Annotated in this window: 13 protein-coding genes; 2 read left to right on the forward strand and 11 right to left on the reverse strand. The window is 48.8% G+C overall.

Annotation, left to right across the window (positions count from 1 at the left end):
- Window positions 1-142 precede the first annotated feature (142 nt).
- The 9 genes from E6W40_RS25770 to E6W40_RS25810 all read right to left on the reverse strand — a co-directional run bounded on the left by E6W40_RS25770 (window position 143) and on the right by E6W40_RS25810 (window position 12,997).
- Window positions 143-1,411 (reverse strand): Gfo/Idh/MocA family protein, encoded by a 1,269-nt coding sequence (locus E6W40_RS25770; protein WP_136608485.1) that lies wholly within the window; start codon window positions 1,409-1,411, stop codon window positions 143-145.
- A gap of 83 nt (window positions 1,412-1,494) precedes the next feature.
- Window positions 1,495-3,162: a response regulator transcription factor gene (locus E6W40_RS25775; RefSeq protein ID WP_136608486.1), complete on the reverse strand. Its 1,668-nt coding sequence runs from the start codon at window positions 3,160-3,162 to the stop codon at window positions 1,495-1,497.
- A 13-nt stretch (window positions 3,163-3,175) separates the two neighbouring features.
- Complete coding sequence (locus E6W40_RS25780; protein WP_136608487.1) at window positions 3,176-4,909, reverse strand: sensor histidine kinase; 1,734 nt, start codon at window positions 4,907-4,909, stop codon at window positions 3,176-3,178.
- A gap of 39 nt (window positions 4,910-4,948) precedes the next feature.
- Complete coding sequence (locus E6W40_RS25785) at window positions 4,949-5,827, reverse strand: carbohydrate ABC transporter permease (protein WP_136608488.1); 879 nt, start codon at window positions 5,825-5,827, stop codon at window positions 4,949-4,951.
- A gap of 21 nt (window positions 5,828-5,848) precedes the next feature.
- A complete protein-coding gene (locus tag E6W40_RS25790; protein ID WP_136608489.1) occupies window positions 5,849-6,754 on the reverse strand; it encodes an ABC transporter permease in 906 nt (301 codons plus the stop codon).
- 93 nt (window positions 6,755-6,847) lie between these two features.
- Entirely contained in the window at window positions 6,848-8,512 is a 1,665-nt protein-coding gene (locus E6W40_RS25795; protein WP_136608490.1) for an extracellular solute-binding protein, read from the reverse strand.
- Between the two features lie 187 nt (window positions 8,513-8,699).
- Window positions 8,700-11,135: a glycoside hydrolase family 94 protein gene (locus E6W40_RS25800; RefSeq protein WP_136608491.1), complete on the reverse strand. Its 2,436-nt coding sequence runs from the start codon at window positions 11,133-11,135 to the stop codon at window positions 8,700-8,702.
- A gap of 92 nt (window positions 11,136-11,227) precedes the next feature.
- Entirely contained in the window at window positions 11,228-12,277 is a 1,050-nt protein-coding gene (locus E6W40_RS25805) for a LacI family DNA-binding transcriptional regulator (RefSeq protein WP_136608492.1), read from the reverse strand.
- A 174-nt stretch (window positions 12,278-12,451) separates the two neighbouring features.
- On the reverse strand, window positions 12,452-12,997 hold the full coding sequence (locus E6W40_RS25810) for a glutathione peroxidase (protein WP_136608493.1): 546 nt from the start codon (window positions 12,995-12,997) through the stop codon (window positions 12,452-12,454).
- A 233-nt stretch (window positions 12,998-13,230) separates the two neighbouring features.
- Between E6W40_RS25810 and E6W40_RS25815 the strand changes: the two genes are divergently transcribed.
- The gene (locus E6W40_RS25815) at window positions 13,231-13,974 is read left to right on the forward strand and encodes an SDR family NAD(P)-dependent oxidoreductase (protein WP_136608494.1); all 744 of its coding nucleotides are present in this window, start codon (window positions 13,231-13,233) and stop codon (window positions 13,972-13,974) included.
- 79 nt (window positions 13,975-14,053) lie between these two features.
- Here E6W40_RS25815 and E6W40_RS25820 read toward each other — a convergent pair whose 3' ends face one another.
- Complete coding sequence (locus E6W40_RS25820; RefSeq protein ID WP_136608495.1) at window positions 14,054-15,409, reverse strand: N-acyl-D-glucosamine 2-epimerase; 1,356 nt, start codon at window positions 15,407-15,409, stop codon at window positions 14,054-14,056.
- A 191-nt stretch (window positions 15,410-15,600) separates the two neighbouring features.
- On the opposite strand from E6W40_RS25820, the gene E6W40_RS25825 reads away from it, so the two are divergent.
- Entirely contained in the window at window positions 15,601-15,999 is a 399-nt protein-coding gene (locus tag E6W40_RS25825; RefSeq protein ID WP_136608496.1) for a hypothetical protein, read from the forward strand.
- 10 nt (window positions 16,000-16,009) lie between these two features.
- On the opposite strand, the gene E6W40_RS25830 is transcribed toward E6W40_RS25825, so the two are convergent.
- The gene (locus tag E6W40_RS25830; RefSeq protein ID WP_136608497.1) at window positions 16,010-16,642 is read right to left on the reverse strand and encodes a TraX family protein; all 633 of its coding nucleotides are present in this window, start codon (window positions 16,640-16,642) and stop codon (window positions 16,010-16,012) included.
- Window positions 16,643-16,676 lie beyond the last annotated feature (34 nt).

The raw sequence follows: 16,676 nt of genomic DNA on the forward strand, positions 1-16,676 counted from the left end.
TAAAACCATTTTTTCTTATTATAAGAGAAAGCCCGCTCCCGGGTCCAGCAAGCGGCTCATCCCCATGTCCACTATATATGAAAAAGCCGCTCTATGACGGAAGTCAACGAGACGGCTCTTCATAGGTTTGCATTCAGGATTATTACACCGTGACCCGCTGCACCATATCACTCAGCTTGACGGTCATTCCTCCCAGAAAACGCGATTCTTCTGCGGCAAAAGCGATTAAATGGCTCTGTAAGGAAGCCGTTGCTGAGGTTAATGCCGATACGGTATCATTTTCATTCTCGCGCACATTTTGCAGGAACTCAGCAACCATCCGGTCGTCACCGCCGCCATGGCCGTCTCCGGCAACGCCACAGTGAAATTCTACCTGCTCGCCGGTTTCGAAACGGTTCAACGTGTATGTTCCTTCCTCCATATCACCATATATCTCGCCTTTCGTACCCATAATACGGACTCGCCGGACCTCTTTCTCGGTAAAGGAGGACAAAGTGAATGTCGCATTGGCACCACCCGCGAACTCCATATTGACGATCTGGTGATCAACCACATTGTTATCGCAGTGGTAGACGCAGCGGCCAAATGGTCCTTCTTTTAAGGCCGTCATGATGCCCTCTTGGGTCAGATCATGCGTAATATAGCGAGCCCATGGGTGTTCGGGCGGCTGGTTATACAGCTTAAGTGCTGAGAAGGGACAGCTTTGTTCAACCTGGCAGCCGTCGGTGCAGCGCGCGGTAGATCCTTCCGGCGCATGCTCCTCCCGATAATGTAACAGCGATCCGAAGGAGCTGACATGCGTACAAGGCTTATCCATCAGCCATGAGATGATATCCAGATCATGGCATGATTTGGCGAGGACCATGGGGCTCGTCTCGGCTGAGTTCCGCCAATTGCCGCGCACATAGCTATGTGTCATGTGGCGGTATCCAACATACTCTGAATGCTGGATCGTGGCGATGGTTCCGACTTCTCCCGCCTCGATGCAGCGCTTGATACCGGACCAGAATGGCGAATACCGCAGCACATGGCTGACCGTAAGCACACGCTGGTGAGTGAGAGCAGCCTGCTCGATGCGGATGCACTCCTCCGCCAGGGGCGACATCGGCTTCTCCAGCAGGATATGATAGCCAAGTTCAAGCGCCTTCATCGCGGGTTCAAAGTGCAGCCGGTCCAGTGTGCTAATGATCATGACATCTGCGATCCGGCCTTTCTCGAAAGCCTGCTCCCATGAGGTATATACATATTCCGGTGCGATATCGTGGATTGCGGCCATACGCTGCCTACGCTCCACATTCGGTTCCGCGACCGCTACAATCTTCAATTCTTCCGGATGTTTCTCTGCATATGGACCATAGATGTATCGTCCTCTGCTGCCTGCGCCAAGAAGTACGGCAGTTACTGTCTTCACATGGGTTCCTCCTCGTCATGTTGGTTACTGTGCCCTGATTGTACGTCACCTGCCGTAGGGTCGAAAGAGACTTTTCCATACATTTATATACTCTTCTTGACTTGCCCCGCCTGACGCTGAAGACGGTATTCTTGCGGAGTCTCCTGATTTTGCTTTTTGAAAAAGCGGATAAAAGCCAAGGCTGAGTTATAACCTAGAGCCGCAGCAATTTCATTAACTTTCATCGGAGTGTTCAGCAGCCATTCCTTCGCCTTCAGGTTCCGGTATTCGTTAATGTAGTCTGACAAGCCAGTCCCGGTCAGCTGCTTATACAAGCGCGAAAAGTAGGATGGATTAAGCCCGACATGATCCGCTATAGTGACTAGCGAAATATCCTGGGCCAGATGTTCCTCGATAAAACGGTGCACCTTCTTGACGAGATTCGTCGTTACTTGCCCGCCCAGGGCTGCCTGCCGCGTGAAATAGCAGTCCGCCATATTCCAGAAAAATTGTTTCACATCCGGCCAAGAAGCCGCTTCATCCTTATGGTACAGCAGGGCTATATCCAACCTCTCGCACACAGCCTGCCGGAATGGTTCATTCTGATCCATGCATGACAGGAAGATGGATGCCATTGAATGGTATAGCTCCATCTTCCGTCCATATGCATGAGATTCCCCAGTCCATACGGCGGTGAGATGCAGGTACAGCTTATTGAACTCCTCGCGGTGATTGTTCTCCAAACATTGCTGAAGCAGCTGCAGGCGGGTATGATGGCAATAATCATTCGTCTCTTCCCCGTTTTCCTGCAGCTTCACCAGATCCGAGTCCGTTACAATGACAGCAGGAGAGAGGCCTAGACCGTAAACGAAACAATATTTCAGCATATGGAATCGCTGAGAGATCATGTCCCAATCCGTCGGCTCGCTGCTGAGGGCAAAGGAGACGGACACGCGCAGCAGCCGCTGGCATGTCTGCTGAATGTTCTCCAGCATAGCACTAATATGGGAATACCCGGTCTTCCATGCTGCTGCTTCTTTAATTCCAGTCTCATGGGTCTGCAGCAGCCATATAATGCGTGAACTGTCATATACACAGGAGTAACACTGCATGCTAAGCCCCGCATATTCCTCCACAATGTTCTGAACTCCGTATAGAAGCAGTGTTTTGTCGAGCGGTGTGAACGATTCCTTCCACCTATCCACCCTGCCTAACAGCAGCAATATCTGCCGGTCCGCCTGCAGAGGGATGGCCAGTTCATTCAATTGATGCGCCAGACCATCTATTGACTCCTGCTTACCCTGAAGCAGATCCCATACATATTCCTTCTGCAGCAGTGGAAGTGCTTTACGCATCCTTTCGTTGACCCGATCCAGCATCTTGAGCTGATCGCCTTCTTCATCAAGCTTTGCCATTGCCCGCTTGACCGAACGGATAATTTTATCGTCACTCTCCACTTTCAAAATATAATCAAAGCCCCCGTAAGCCATCGCACTCCGGATATAATGGAAGTCATTATATCCGGTAAGGAAGATGACCTTGCAGGCTGGCCATTCATTCTGAATGATTTGCAGCAGTTCAATGCCTTCAAGTCCTGGCATCTTAATGTCCGATATGACAATGTCAACTTGATGTTTACGCATTCTATCGAGAGCCTCTTCTCCCGAATACGCTTTCAACACTTCCAACTCCATATGCTCAGTCGTTTGGAACAATTCCAGCAGCCCGTCCACAATGATAGGCAGATCGTCTACGATAAGCAGCCTGCGCATAGCCGGTTCCTCCTTATTCTCCGCCAAGATGTATAAGTACTTTGAGTCCGCCAAGCGAAGATCTCGACACTTCAAGCCCGTATTCTGCACCGTAGTGAAGTTGAATCCGCCGATGCACATTGATGAGCCCTGTTGTCTCTTCGATGCGGTTTGCCGAATAAGTTAATCTCACACGTAATTGCTCCAGTTTGCCATCATCCAAATGATTACCGTTATCCTCCACGCAGATTGTAAGCCGATTATCCTTCATTTCACTGTGCACACACAGCTCACCCGGTCCTGTCATGGCGCCGATTCCATGCTTGTAGGCATTTTCGATAATCGGCTGCAGCACCAGCCTCGGAACTTGCAGCGGCAGCGTCATGATATCAAAGCGGACTTGAATCCGCTCTCCATAGCAGATCGTCTGCATATCGAGATAAGTTCGTGAATGTTTTATCTCCAGCTCTAATGGGATCACATCCTCATCATCCCGGGTAATAAACTGGAAATATTCTCCGATATAAAGACAGAATTGGTACGCCTTATCCTTATTTTCAGACTTGATCAGCCGGCATAGCACGAAGAAGCAATTGTACAGGAAATGTGGATTGATCTGCGACTGCAGCCGTTTCAGCTCCGAACGCTGGTTGCGTATCTGCTGTTCATAGTTCTGCTCGATCAGCGTCTTGAGCGAGTGAACGGTATCATTGAAGGCTTGATATAGATATCCGAATTCGTCACGTCTACGGTCAATCGAAACCGGAATCAGCTCCAGTTTCTGCACACGCTTAAAGCCATGAATCAATCTCATTAATGGTCGGTACATCAGCTTAATGAGAGAATAAGAAAAAAACGTCCCCATGACGACCGCAAGAGCGCAAGCCCATAAGAACCATTGCCTGTATGTATGAATCGGGCCCAGTACGGCCGACTCAGGAATACAGGTTATGGAATACGACTTCCACACCTCCGAGTACTTAAATACAGTGAGATAGCGTTCGGATCCAAAATGGACCATTTCGTAGCCTTGTTTCGTTCCGGCAAGCTGCTTCTCCCGAACGAAGTCTTGGAGTGAATCCTGCAGCTCAGAGTGCTGCTCATTACTGCGAATAACCCAACCCTGCTCCATATTCAGCAGCATGCTCTCACCGCTATTCGATCCGGTAATTTGCTGCAGCGCCTCCTTGATCTTGTTCGTAGAGAGTTCGACTCCAATGACAAACAAGGGACTCTTGAATGTATTCGCAGGATAAGACATCGTGAGAAACAGACGATTATTCCAATAAATGAACGGATCATTATAATAGGGCCCACTATGCTGCATCGCAGCGTATTCCTCTTCGCTAATTGCCGTCTCATATTTTACACTGAGCAGCGTACGTTCAATTTCGGGTACATAGGCTTTCGCCTCGCGAATGAACGGACTAGAGTTTTTCATCAAATCAAGCCGCTTTTGAATCAGGGTGATGCTTTGCGCCCGCTCATAATACGTCATATCGGTTCCGATCGCCGCCAGCTCCATCAAGTCACTGTCCGTCACATAGGTAGGTAAATACTGAGCGATTCGCTCAACCTCCTTATCCAAAGAATCGAGATAGAAGCTGGCCGTATTTAAGGTTGAGCGTGAAATTTCCGTCTGTATGCTATTTGCTCCCCGCTCATTGATAAACCATGTAATCATCATGAGGGGGAGCAGCACGCTCAAGAACACAGCCATCATTTTCAAAAAAATTGAGGAGTCTTTCAGTCGGAATAACAGCTTCATCGTTCGTTCCCCCAGGATGAGTTGATCGGCATGGAACTATTATTCTTTGACACTCCCCATCACAATTCCTTTAATGAAGAACCTCTGCAGGATCGGATAAATAACTAATATCGGAAACGCCGCTACAAAAATTTGAGCCGCTTTGCTCGTCCTGTCGGATAACTTCTGCATCAGCTCAATGTCCTGGGACTTCAGAAAACGGAGATCCATTTTAATGATGATGGACTGCAAAAAGGTTTGGAGGGGGTATCTTTCCGGATGATTCATCAGAATCATGCCGTCAAACCAGCTGTTCCAATGCCCTACAATGGTGAACAGCCCCGTGGTTGCGAGCGCAGGCAGAGAAAGCGGTGCATAGATTCTCCAGAGCGTCGTGAAATGGCCCGCCCCGTCGATTTTGGATGATTCCTCCAATTCCTTCGGCAGATTGCGATAGAAATTAAGCAGCAGGATGATATTGAATACTTGAACCGCGCCCGGAAGCACCAAAGCCCAGATCGAATCAATGAGGCCGACCGCCTTGATGGTCATATACCACGGGATCAGTCCTCCGTTGAACAAGATCGTAAACACAAAGATCCATGCGTATAAGGTACGCATCCCGAACTGAGTGGTATCTTTGGAAAGCGGATAGGCCGTAAGAATGGTCAGGAACATGCTAATCGCAGTACCCAATACAACCCGCTGGATTGTAATCCAGAACGCCCGCAAATATTCCGGTTTACCGAACACATTCTGGTAGGCCGCCGGCGTAAATTCAACCGGCCACAGCAGCACCTTCCCTGCCGATGCCGCAGTACCCGAGCTGAATGAAACCGCTAATATATGAATAATTGGCATAAGACACATACATGATATCAGCGCAAGAAACACGAAATTGCAGCCCAGAAACAGTCGTCTGCCCAGTGACTTTTTCATAAGTTTGACCGTTCTCCTTTGCTAGAAAATGCGATAATTGGCGATGCGATAAGCCAAGACATAGGATACGGATATCAAAACAAACGAAACGATGGATTTAAGCAATCCGACAGCCGTTGCAAACCCGTACTGCGCCTGTTCAATACCCATCCGGTAGACAAAAGTATCAATGATGTCTCCGCTCTCATACACCTGCGGATTGTACAGATTGAAGATTTGATCAAACCCCGCGTTCAAAACGTTGCCGATATTAAGCGTCAGCATGAGTACGATAATCGGCATCATTCCGGGCAAGGTGACGTTGAGAGTCTGCTTCCAGCGGCCTGCGCCATCAATTTCCGATGCTTCATACAGTGTGGGATTGATGTTGGTGAGTGCCGCCAAATAAATGATCGTGCCAAAGCCGAATTCCTTCCAGACATCACTTATAACCATGACGTAAGGAAACCATTTGTTATCACCCAGGAAGAAAATCGGCTTAATGCCGATCAGCCCCAGCAATTGATTTAAAATTCCCGTAGATGGAGACAGCACATCGATAACGATGCCGCTCAGGAGAACCCAAGACAGAAAATGAGGCAAATACACCAACGTCTGAAACGTACGCTTTACCCATTCCTTGCGCATCTCGTTTAATAAAATAGCAATCGTGATCGGGACAACCAGACCCGCGATAATTTTCATCGTCGCAATATAAAGGGTATTAAAAACAATCCGCCCTACATCCGGATAGTCCATCAGGAACTGAAAGTTTTTCCACCCGACGACCGGTGAACCGAACAAGCCTTTTGTCGGGATGTATTTCTCAAATGCCATAAGAATGCCAACCATTGGAATGTAGCTGAATATGATAATAAAGACGAGCCCGGGGATGAGCATGATATGCAGCGGCCATTCCCGCTTCCATCTGCGCTCCAATTGATTCATTATGCATCACCTGCTTGGGTCAGATTAGAAAATGAGGGAATCGAAGCATTTCGATTCCCCGCGTGCAAACGTAACTGGGTCATACTCTAAACATCACTTGATTTTCGCATACCATTCGTTGACTTCTTTCGTCATGTCGTCCCCGCCAAGCTTCTTCCATTCGGTTACGAACTTATCGAATTCATCAATGGATACTTGGTTCATAATAATTTTCATAAAAATTTCATCACGTTTCCGGTTAAGAATCTCACGTTTCTCTACCATCGTTGGTGTGGGAGCCCCGTAGAACTTATTCTGATGGAACAGGTTGTGCTCCTTCAGATATGGAATATTCGAGACCGCACCGTTTGGCCCAGAAATGAGGTATTCCCACCACATGGTGATATCTTCGCCATTGACATATTTCATGGCCCGGTCGTAACGTGTTTTTTGATCCTTCGTTACCGCCAGGCTTTGATCCTTCGTCTCAATGGCCTTCGGCAGCACCTCCCCGTTATTGCTTGACAGGTTGAATGCCATGACAGGACTAAGGAGCCAATAGTTATTGCCTTTTTCCTTGAGGCCGTTTCCGTATTCATATACCTTTTGTTCAGGGGTTGGATGATTATCCACGGCGATCCATTGATTCAGCAGCTTGATTAATGCCTCCGGATGCTCGGCTTTTTTGGATACTACATAATAACTGCTCGTTCCCAGTTCGATTTGCGTGGAAGCCTCCGTATTGTCAATGGAAGGCAGACGATATACGCTCCATTCCTGAACAACCTTTCCATCCTTCACAGCAGCTTGAGCCAAATGGGCAGGCGTCCACTCCGCCCCATACAGCACACCAATTTTGTTGCTGAAAATCAATTCGGACTCTTTCTGCATATCCTTGACTGCGAATTCCGGATCAATCAATCCTTTCTTGAACAACTCCTGCAGCCCACGAAGCGCTTCCTTCATCTCAGGCTGAATGTCGCTGTTCATCAATCCGCCTTGACCATCTTCCATCCATTGATTCAAGTAGGCATGGTAGCCATTCATAAAACCGACCAGACCCAGCGCACCTTCATCAAATTTCTTGTTCAGTGCCAGACCGTAGGATTTCCCCGTTCCCCCAGGATCCTTCGTCGCGAAGGCTTCCATAATGTTCATTAAATCCTGCATCGTTTTCGGCTCAGGCAGGTTCAGCTTTTTCATCCAATCAGAGCGTACCCACACCAGCTGCGGTGAAAAAGGGTTGCCCGTTTGTGGAATCGCCATCAGCTTGCCGTCAAAGGTACCCGACTTCATCTGAATGCCGCCGTCTTTTTGCATAAACTCTTTTGTTTCGTCAGAAGCATACTGATCATATACGCTTGTCAGATCTTGAATCATATCTGCTTCAATCAACTGCTGTACCTGGGCTGGAGTGGCCGGGAAGAGATCCGGAATGTCGTTGGTGGTGATCGCCATCTTCAGCTTCTCCTGGAACTGAGGTCCATCGACGGTTCCATCCACAACCCATTGGTTCTTGATTTTGACACCCGTGTCTTTCTCGTACGCGTCATAAACGGCATTCTTGTCGAAGGACTCCCCTTCATCAAACTTCAAATATGGATCCTGTGCACGAACCGTAGATATTTCCATAACTCCTTGTTCCTTTGAAGCCTCCGGCTTCTCTGCCGCGGCGTTCTCCGCTGGCTGCTTTGTTTCCACCGTTTTACTGCTGCAAGCGGATATGCCAAGACTCAAGATGAGCGTAAGCACCAATCCAATTGTCCGAACTTTATGCACGTTTGACCCTCCTATTAGTAAATGATTTATTCATGTCTGCCTTCTATCCTCATTATAGGTAGCGGTTCCAGGTTCAGGCTATATACCGGTCTTTACTTCCATATACAACTATTGCGGGGCACAAAAAAACCGTGGTTCCAAAAGGAACGCACGGTGAGGGGACAATGTAGCTGCAGAACATGGAGCTTTAACCTAAGACGACTTCAACCTGATGGGCTTGCCCATCCCCATACACAGGAAGAATATTACCCTGAACCTTACTACCATCCACGGTCACGGATGCTATTCCCTTGCTTACACGGTTAGGATTAGACACATGGATTACATACGTATCCCCGCGGAATACCCGCGTAATGGTGAATTCCTCCCAGTCAGCCGGAATACACGGATTAACCTTTAGCCCGTCAAATTCCGGCTGGATGCCCAGTATAGATTGCGTAATCGCCACAAAGTTCCAGGCAGCCGTTCCAGTGAGCCATGAGTTTTTGGCTTCACCCTGACGGACTGCATCCTTGCCCGCGATCATCTGCGAATACACGTATGGCTCCGTACGATGGATTTCACTGATATCTTCCAGATAAGCCGGCGCGATTTTCCGGTACAACTCGAAGGCCCGATCGCCGCGGCCAATAACCGTCTCAGCCATCATCACCCAAGGATTGTTGTGGCAGAAAATACCCGCATTTTCCTTATAGCCGGGAGGATACGAGGAAATTTCGCCGAGATTGATATAGTATTTCGAGTACGGCGGATTTTGCAGCACAATACCGTATGGTGTTTCCAATCGTTCAGCAACAGAATTGAGCGCCTTCTCTGCGATTCCTTCCTGAACGCCGATACCTGCCATGACGCAGAAGCCCTGCGGCTCAATAAAGATCTGTCCTTCGTCGCATTCCTTGCTTCCGATCTTCTGCCCGTAATGATCATATGCCCGCAGAAACCATTCACCGTCAAAACCGTGATCAAGCGTAGTCTTCCGCATCGTCTCAATATGCGCATCAGCTGCTGCCGCTTCTTCAGAGAGCCCGCGACGTTTACAGAGCTCTACAAACTCCGGCCCCGCAAATACGAACAGCCCGGCAATAAATACAGATTCAGCTGTACGGCCTTCAATATGTTGTGTGGTTTGGAACGACTCATCCGGCACATCCGAGAAACAGTTCAGGTTAAGGCAGTCATTCCAGTCCGCCCGTCCGATCAACGGCAGTCCATGCGGTCCCAAATTTTCAATGACATGATAGAAGGAACGCTTCAAATGTTCAAACAATGTCGCCGTATTGCCGGGGTTGCAGTCAAATGGAACCTGCTCATCCAGGATAGCAAAATCTCCGGTTTCTTTGATATAAGCCGCGGTTCCCACGATCAGCCACAACGGATCATCATTGAAGCCGCCGCCAACCTCATTATTCCCCTGCTTCGTTAACGGCTGGTATTGATGATATGCCCCGCCGTTCTCAAACTGGGTTGAAGCAATATCAATAATGCGCTCTCTCGCCCGCTCCGGAATTTGATGTACAAAGCCAAGCAAATCCTGGTTGGAATCGCGGAAGCCCATGCCTCTGCCGATCCCCGATTCAAAGTAAGATGCTGAACGCGACATATTGAATGTAACCATGCATTGATAAGGATTCCATATATTCACCATGCGGTTCAGCTTGTCATCATGACTTTGAATCGTATATTTGGATAGGAGATTATTCCAATAGTTCTTCAGCTCTTGCATCGCGTCTTCAACGCCGGTATCATCCGCAAAACGAGCTATCATCGCTTCCGCGCGGGCTTTATGAATAACATTCAGCGATTCCCATTTCTCCTCCTCCGGATTCTCCACATAACCCAGCACAAAATTCAAGGAGGCAGATTCCCCTGCTGCGAGCTCGAGTTCAACACAGTGGGAAGCTACGGGCGACCAGCCGCTTGCGACAGAGTTCGAGGATTGACCGGACACTACGGTTTGCGGCGCCTCCAGGCCATTATACAGTCCCAGGAAGGACTCCCGATCCGTATCAAAGCCGTCAAGCTCCCGGTTCACGGAGAAAAAGGCGTAATGATTGCGGCGCTCCCGGTATTCCGTTTTGTGATATATAACAGACCCTTTCACTTCAACCTCGCCCGTGCTCAGATTCCGCTGGAAATTGGTCATGTCGTCATAAGCATTCCATAAGCAAAATTCAATAAAAGAGAACAGCTTCACTTTTTTCGGCGCATCCGAGGTATTCGTCAAGGTCAGTTGATGTACTTCGCCATTGTATTCCAGCGGAACGAAAGCCAGCTGTTCGGCACGTATGCCATTTCTTTCTCCTGTGATGCGGGTATACCCCAGCCCATGACGGCACTCATAAAAGTCCAGATCCTTCTTGACCGGCATCCAGCCCGGCGTCCAGTAATCTCCCTCGTCATACACATAAAAGTAACGGCCACCGTTATCTACCGGTATGCTGTTATAGCGATAACGGGTCAAACGGCGCAGCCGCGCGTCACGATAGAATGCATATCCTCCGCCCGTATTCGACATCAAACCGAAAAAGTCTTTCGTTCCCAGGTAATTAATCCATGGGTAAGGCGTTTTTGGAGTCTGGATGACATACTCCTTGCTGGCGTCATCAAAAAAACCGAATTTCATTTTGCTGTTCCCCTCTCCATTGATTTGTGAACGCGCGTTTATTTTGCGCTATGATGAAGCCCGTTACCGGGCGGCATCTTCCAATACGGCAATTATTTCGGTTCTGCGCAGGTTTCCCGTACGATCAGCTGTGTCGGAAAGCTGACCGTGCTGAAGGATGTACTGCCCTCTTCACACATTGTAACAATATGATGTGCTGCAGCCTGCGACATCTCATAAATGGGCAGCCGGACTGAGGTGAGCGCTGGTGAGAGCTGGGAAGCGACAGGGATATCATCGAAACCTGCGATGGATATGTCCCCAGGGATCTGGAGTCCCAGCTCCCTGCAAGCATCCATGGCTCCCAGTGCCATTTCGTCATTGGCTGAAAAGAATGCGGTCGGCCGCTTTCTGGACATAAGCAGCTGTTTGACCTCTTCATATGCCTTTTGCCTGATGAATTCTCCGCTCAGAATAATCTCTTCCGGAACCTCCAACCGTTGCTCCTCCATCGTCTCCACAAAGGCCTGATAACGCTGGCGGCCAGACTGTGTATTCAATCTTCCGCTGATCAACCCGATATGCTCATGCCCCAGTTCGATCAAATAACGGACAGCCATAGCCGCCCCCTCATAATCCTTCGAATTAATGACAGCTGCATAATCCTTATCCAACCGGTGCTCAAGCAGCTCCGCAATATCATAATCAATGAGCACGAAGGGAAGCTCAAGCTTCGCTATCGCATGGACCATCCCGGCATTCTTCTCCATGCCGATGATGATGCCTCCATCAATTCTTTTTTGCAGAAATGCCTGCTTGACCTTCAGAAAATCATCCTCCGAGTAGACCGTATGAATCAGCACGTAATAGCCCATCCGGTTGACCGTATCGACGATGGTCTCCACGAATGGAGCAAAGTAATTGTTCTGGTATATGCGGTTCGGATTCTGCTTATCAGCGGTACTGATCACAAAAAGACCAATCGTGTTCATGCCTTTACCGGCAAGAACGCGTGCGGAGGTGTTAGGCTCATAATGATTCTCCTCGATCACCTTCATAACTTTGGCACGCGTCTTCTCCGGAACATTAGAATAGTTGTTGATGACGCGGGAAACAGTGCTGCGGGACACTCCCGCCAATCTCGCAATATCTTCGCTGCGCATGGTATCCCCTCTTTTGTGAAAGCGCGTTTATTTTTCAATTGTAACCTCAATCCCGCTCAAAAGACAATAACCAGATTCATTGAAAATGCGGATGCCGCTAAATGAGTATGAAGTATGTAAAAAAACCTGAAGCGGACTCGCACTTCAGGTTTTTTATCCTCATGATCTCTATGATTACAGCAAAGCTTCGACTGCCCGTTCCATATCAAGGGGCCCTATTGGAGATTCAAACCGTTCCACCACGTTCCCCTTACGGTCTACCAGGAATTTAGTGAAATTCCATTTGATATCATTGCCTTCCATCAACTCAGGCTGCTTATCCTGGATGAACATCGACAGCATTTTAGCCTCGGAATTGTTCATATCAAAGCCTTCAAAAGGAGCCTGCTCACCCAGAAAGCCGAAAAGCGGATGCTTATCGGCACCGCGTACGTCCACTTTTTCAAAGAGCGGGAATGTGACGCCATAATTGATCTGGCAAAAAGTGCTGACATCCTCATTGCTTCCCGGCTCCTGCCCGCCGAACTGGTTGGAAGGAAAGCCAAGGATCATCAAACCACGGTCTTTGTATTTCTCATACAGCTTTTGAAGATCGGCATACTGGACTGTAAAACCGCACTCACTTGCTGTGTTAACGATCAGAAGCACGCTGCCTTCGTACTGTGACAGTACCTTTTCTTCGCCACGGATATTTTTGGCCTTGAATGAATATACGCTCATATCTCGAACCTCCGTTGTATTTGCCGTTGTAATGATAACGGCTTCCCTTTATAATTCACAAAATTAAATTGTGTGCAATTCAAATTTAACATACATTGTCCCTTGATGCAAATGAGCGGCGTTTCAGGATAAACCTTGATTGAAGCGGCTTAAGGTATTATGAAATTGATTTAAATGGGTAATATATAAACGGATTCAGTTTTCATTCATACCTATCAAAGGAGTGTTGTGCTATGAAATTATCCGGCAAAACAGCCATTATTACAGGAGGAGCCAGCGGGATCGGACAAGCAACCGCGCGACTGTTTGCACAGGAGGGCGCCAATGTCGTGATAGCCGATTTTTCCGAAGCTGGACAAGAGGTTGCCAACCGGCTGCAGGATGATGGACATCGCGCGATCTACGTTAAAGTCGATGTCACAGAAGAAAAGGATATTCAGGCACTCATCGAACGCACCGTGCATACATACGGCCAGGTTGATATCATGTTCGCCAATGCGGGTGTTGCCAACGATGAGCCAGCCGATCAGCTCTCGCTTGAAAAATGGCAGCGTACGCTGGATGTGAATCTGACGGGCGTATTCTTGTCCGATAAATATGCCCTCATTCAAATGCTCAAGCAGGGTACCGGCGGTGCGATTATCAATACTGCTTCGATCCACGGACATGCCGCCAAGGCTGGAGTCACTGCATACGGCTCCTCCAAAGGCGGAGTGGTTATGCTGACACAGACCCTGGGCATTCAATATGCCAGCAGAGGTATCCGTGTCAATGCGGTATGTCCCGGATACATTGATACGCCGCTGTTAAAAGCATTGCCGCCGGAAGCGAAGCAAAAGCTTGTCGATCTGCATCCGATTGGCCGCCTGGGAAGTGCCGAGGAGGTCGCCAAAGCCGTACTCTTTCTGGCCAGCGACGACTCGACCTTCGTAGTGGGAACAAGCCTGATGGTGGACGGAGGATACACGGCTCAATAATGGACAAAAAAGCGTCCGTGGTTCAGTTTTAAGCTGAATCCGGACGCTCTTTCCATCCCCTTTTCTGTGGGGTGCTTCGTTAATTTATACTTATCCAGGTTCCAGCTGGAATCTCGTTCGCTCGTTTCCCCTTCACATGCCACAAAGATGGCATATCCCTCACATGGCGGAGTTCCACATTAAACGGTCTGTTCTGGGGCAGCCGGTTGAAGCGGAGCCACAGCCTGTTGCCGTCCACTATGCTTTCTTCCACCTGGATTCCGTCAATATCTGCTTCTTGAACATCTTTGCCGTCTGCCACGATCATTCCGGTTGAGTCTGGATCCACTCGCTTATTAAAGACAATGACGACTTCAGTGTCTCCCTCCGTACGTGCAGTCAGCGGAACAGGATGCTCATCATGCATATATCCACCCAAATGATATTCATAGGCAGTCCAGGTTTGATATCCCAAATCATAGACCGTGTTCTGGAATCGGTTCAGCCAGGTACGGTCCTTAATCATGTTCGATTTTGAGCCGACATCGGCCTGTATTCCGAGCGGAAGCTCGGGAAATGCTGCCCGGATTGGGGCTGCGAAGCTTTCATAGGTGCCTGCATATTCAGCCCTCAGATTTCGTTTCATCCAGTCCGGCCAATGGGTCTGCAGCATGTGGAGATCCGGTTTGACTCTTCCGATCATGGAGATGGCGTCAAGTCCCTGCCATTCCTTAAGCCGCAGGGTTGAAACTGCACCGCCATCTACAGCCAGCGACCAGGTGGCTACCAGGATATCCGGGCGGGTCTCACGCGCTCCGCCACTGCCGTTAATGATTTCATCAATGAGTGCATTCACGGCGTCCACGCGAAAATCAATCCATTTAGCGTAGACATCCGGTGTTTTTTTATAATAATTTGCAGCAAACCTGTTCACGAATTCGGGTACCGCCAGTCCATGCTTCTCCTGAAATGCCTGCTGGGCTGCGGGTCCAATATCTCCGTAGACTCCGCGGCGGATACCATCCCATTCAGGAAAGTAAGGCTCCGCAATTTCAACGCCGTCAAAAGCATAATCATGGAGCATCCGCGATACAGCTTCCTTCTTCCACTGCACATATTCCTTCGAAAATGGGGAGAACCGTTCAAATCCATCATTCAGCTCTTTTAAAAGTCCCATTTTCCAAGTGGGCCATTCCTGCGGCAGATGAGAGGTTGAAAACGTTCCGTTTCCGATAACCAGTGCCCAGACGGCCATGTTTCGGTGATGAAAGGATTCAATGAGTTCAGCATTCACCTGGCTTTCGTTCACCACAAAGTAATGGACGGTCCGGTAGCCGGCAAGCTGTATTTCTTCAGCAATGCTATCTGCGGAACGGTTTTGATAATAGGGAAACAAGGGATCAATTTGAATACTCGGACCTTCTAAGGCCCAAGCTCTTACGAACTCACTTCTCACGTTGGTCTCCTTCCTGCGGAACTCTTAGCAATAGCCCTGCATATGCAAAATATGCGCCTGCTATTCTAGCATTGCCGAAAATGGGAAATTTCACCCTTTGCCTGTTTTCTTGGCAAGAACATCATGAATCCCCTCACCGCCCAAAATTAATCTCATACAATAGAGCAAACACATAAGCGGAGGGATGTTCCTTGTCTATTCTCAAGCTCAGGAAAAACATAACACTGCAGCAGCGGCTGGCCCGGCTGACAGGCCACCTGGTCGAAATTAACGGGGAGGGCCTGGGGCTGGAGCCTGGCAGGCTGCAGCGTGTATTTAAAAGCAATTTCATTCAGGTACAGGGAGAGCTATTCGTACCATTAAGCCTGCAGTCCATTAGGGTATTTGATATTAATCCGGCTCCCCGTACAGTGCGTGTCGGCCTCCGGACGACTTTTAACACGGGTAAGGCATTCTCAAGCATCCGGCTGGTCGAGATCGGAACCGATTTTATCGAGGTACAGTCCAAAGGAAAGTTCCCTTCACGGATTCTGTTTCCACTCAATAAGATTGAGGGCATCTTTCCAGTCCGCCTGAAATCAAAGAACTAAACAGAAAGTCTTACCACTCCGTCCATCTCAGTACTGCCAGAGCGGTCAAATGCAGCGGGTAAAAGGAACGCCACACCCATTTGCGGACCCGGATATGTTCGAGTTTATTCCATACTGCCGGTCCATACACAATCAGCAGCGTCGGAACAATGCTCAGCAGCTGCATCAGACCGCCCGGCCCATAGACCAGGACATATAACAGATTAAGCAGTAAATGGACGAAGATCAGCCGTTCGTTCGCAAAGCAGCGGAACATGAGTACCAGCAGCAGTCCATAGGCGCCGTAATCAAAAGGAAAGAGCTGCATAACTGCGCATGTTACCAGAACAATGCTTCCCTTTGCCCATAAAGAAGGCATAAGGTCCATGATCTGCATAATGGCGGCTGCCATAAACAGCGTGGTGATCACATTCAATCCTTCCGGATTTAATGCCAGCTGATACGGAATCTGCGACAAAAGTGCAAGGATAAACAGTCTCACCAGATATTTCGGTTTTGACCGTGTATGGACATGACCCTGAACCAGGGCATATGCATAAATCGGAAATGCGATCCTGCCAATGATCCGGAGCCAGAGCTGATTTTCAAAGCACACGATACCCAAATGGTCCACCAGCATGGTCAGCATGGCGATCAACTGCACAAGCTCTTCCTCCTTTCACGTTACTCGCGCGAAT

Source organism: Paenibacillus dokdonensis, from assembly GCF_004916975.1.
GTDB classification, from domain to species: domain Bacteria; phylum Bacillota; class Bacilli; order Paenibacillales; family Paenibacillaceae; genus Paenibacillus_AQ; species Paenibacillus_AQ dokdonensis.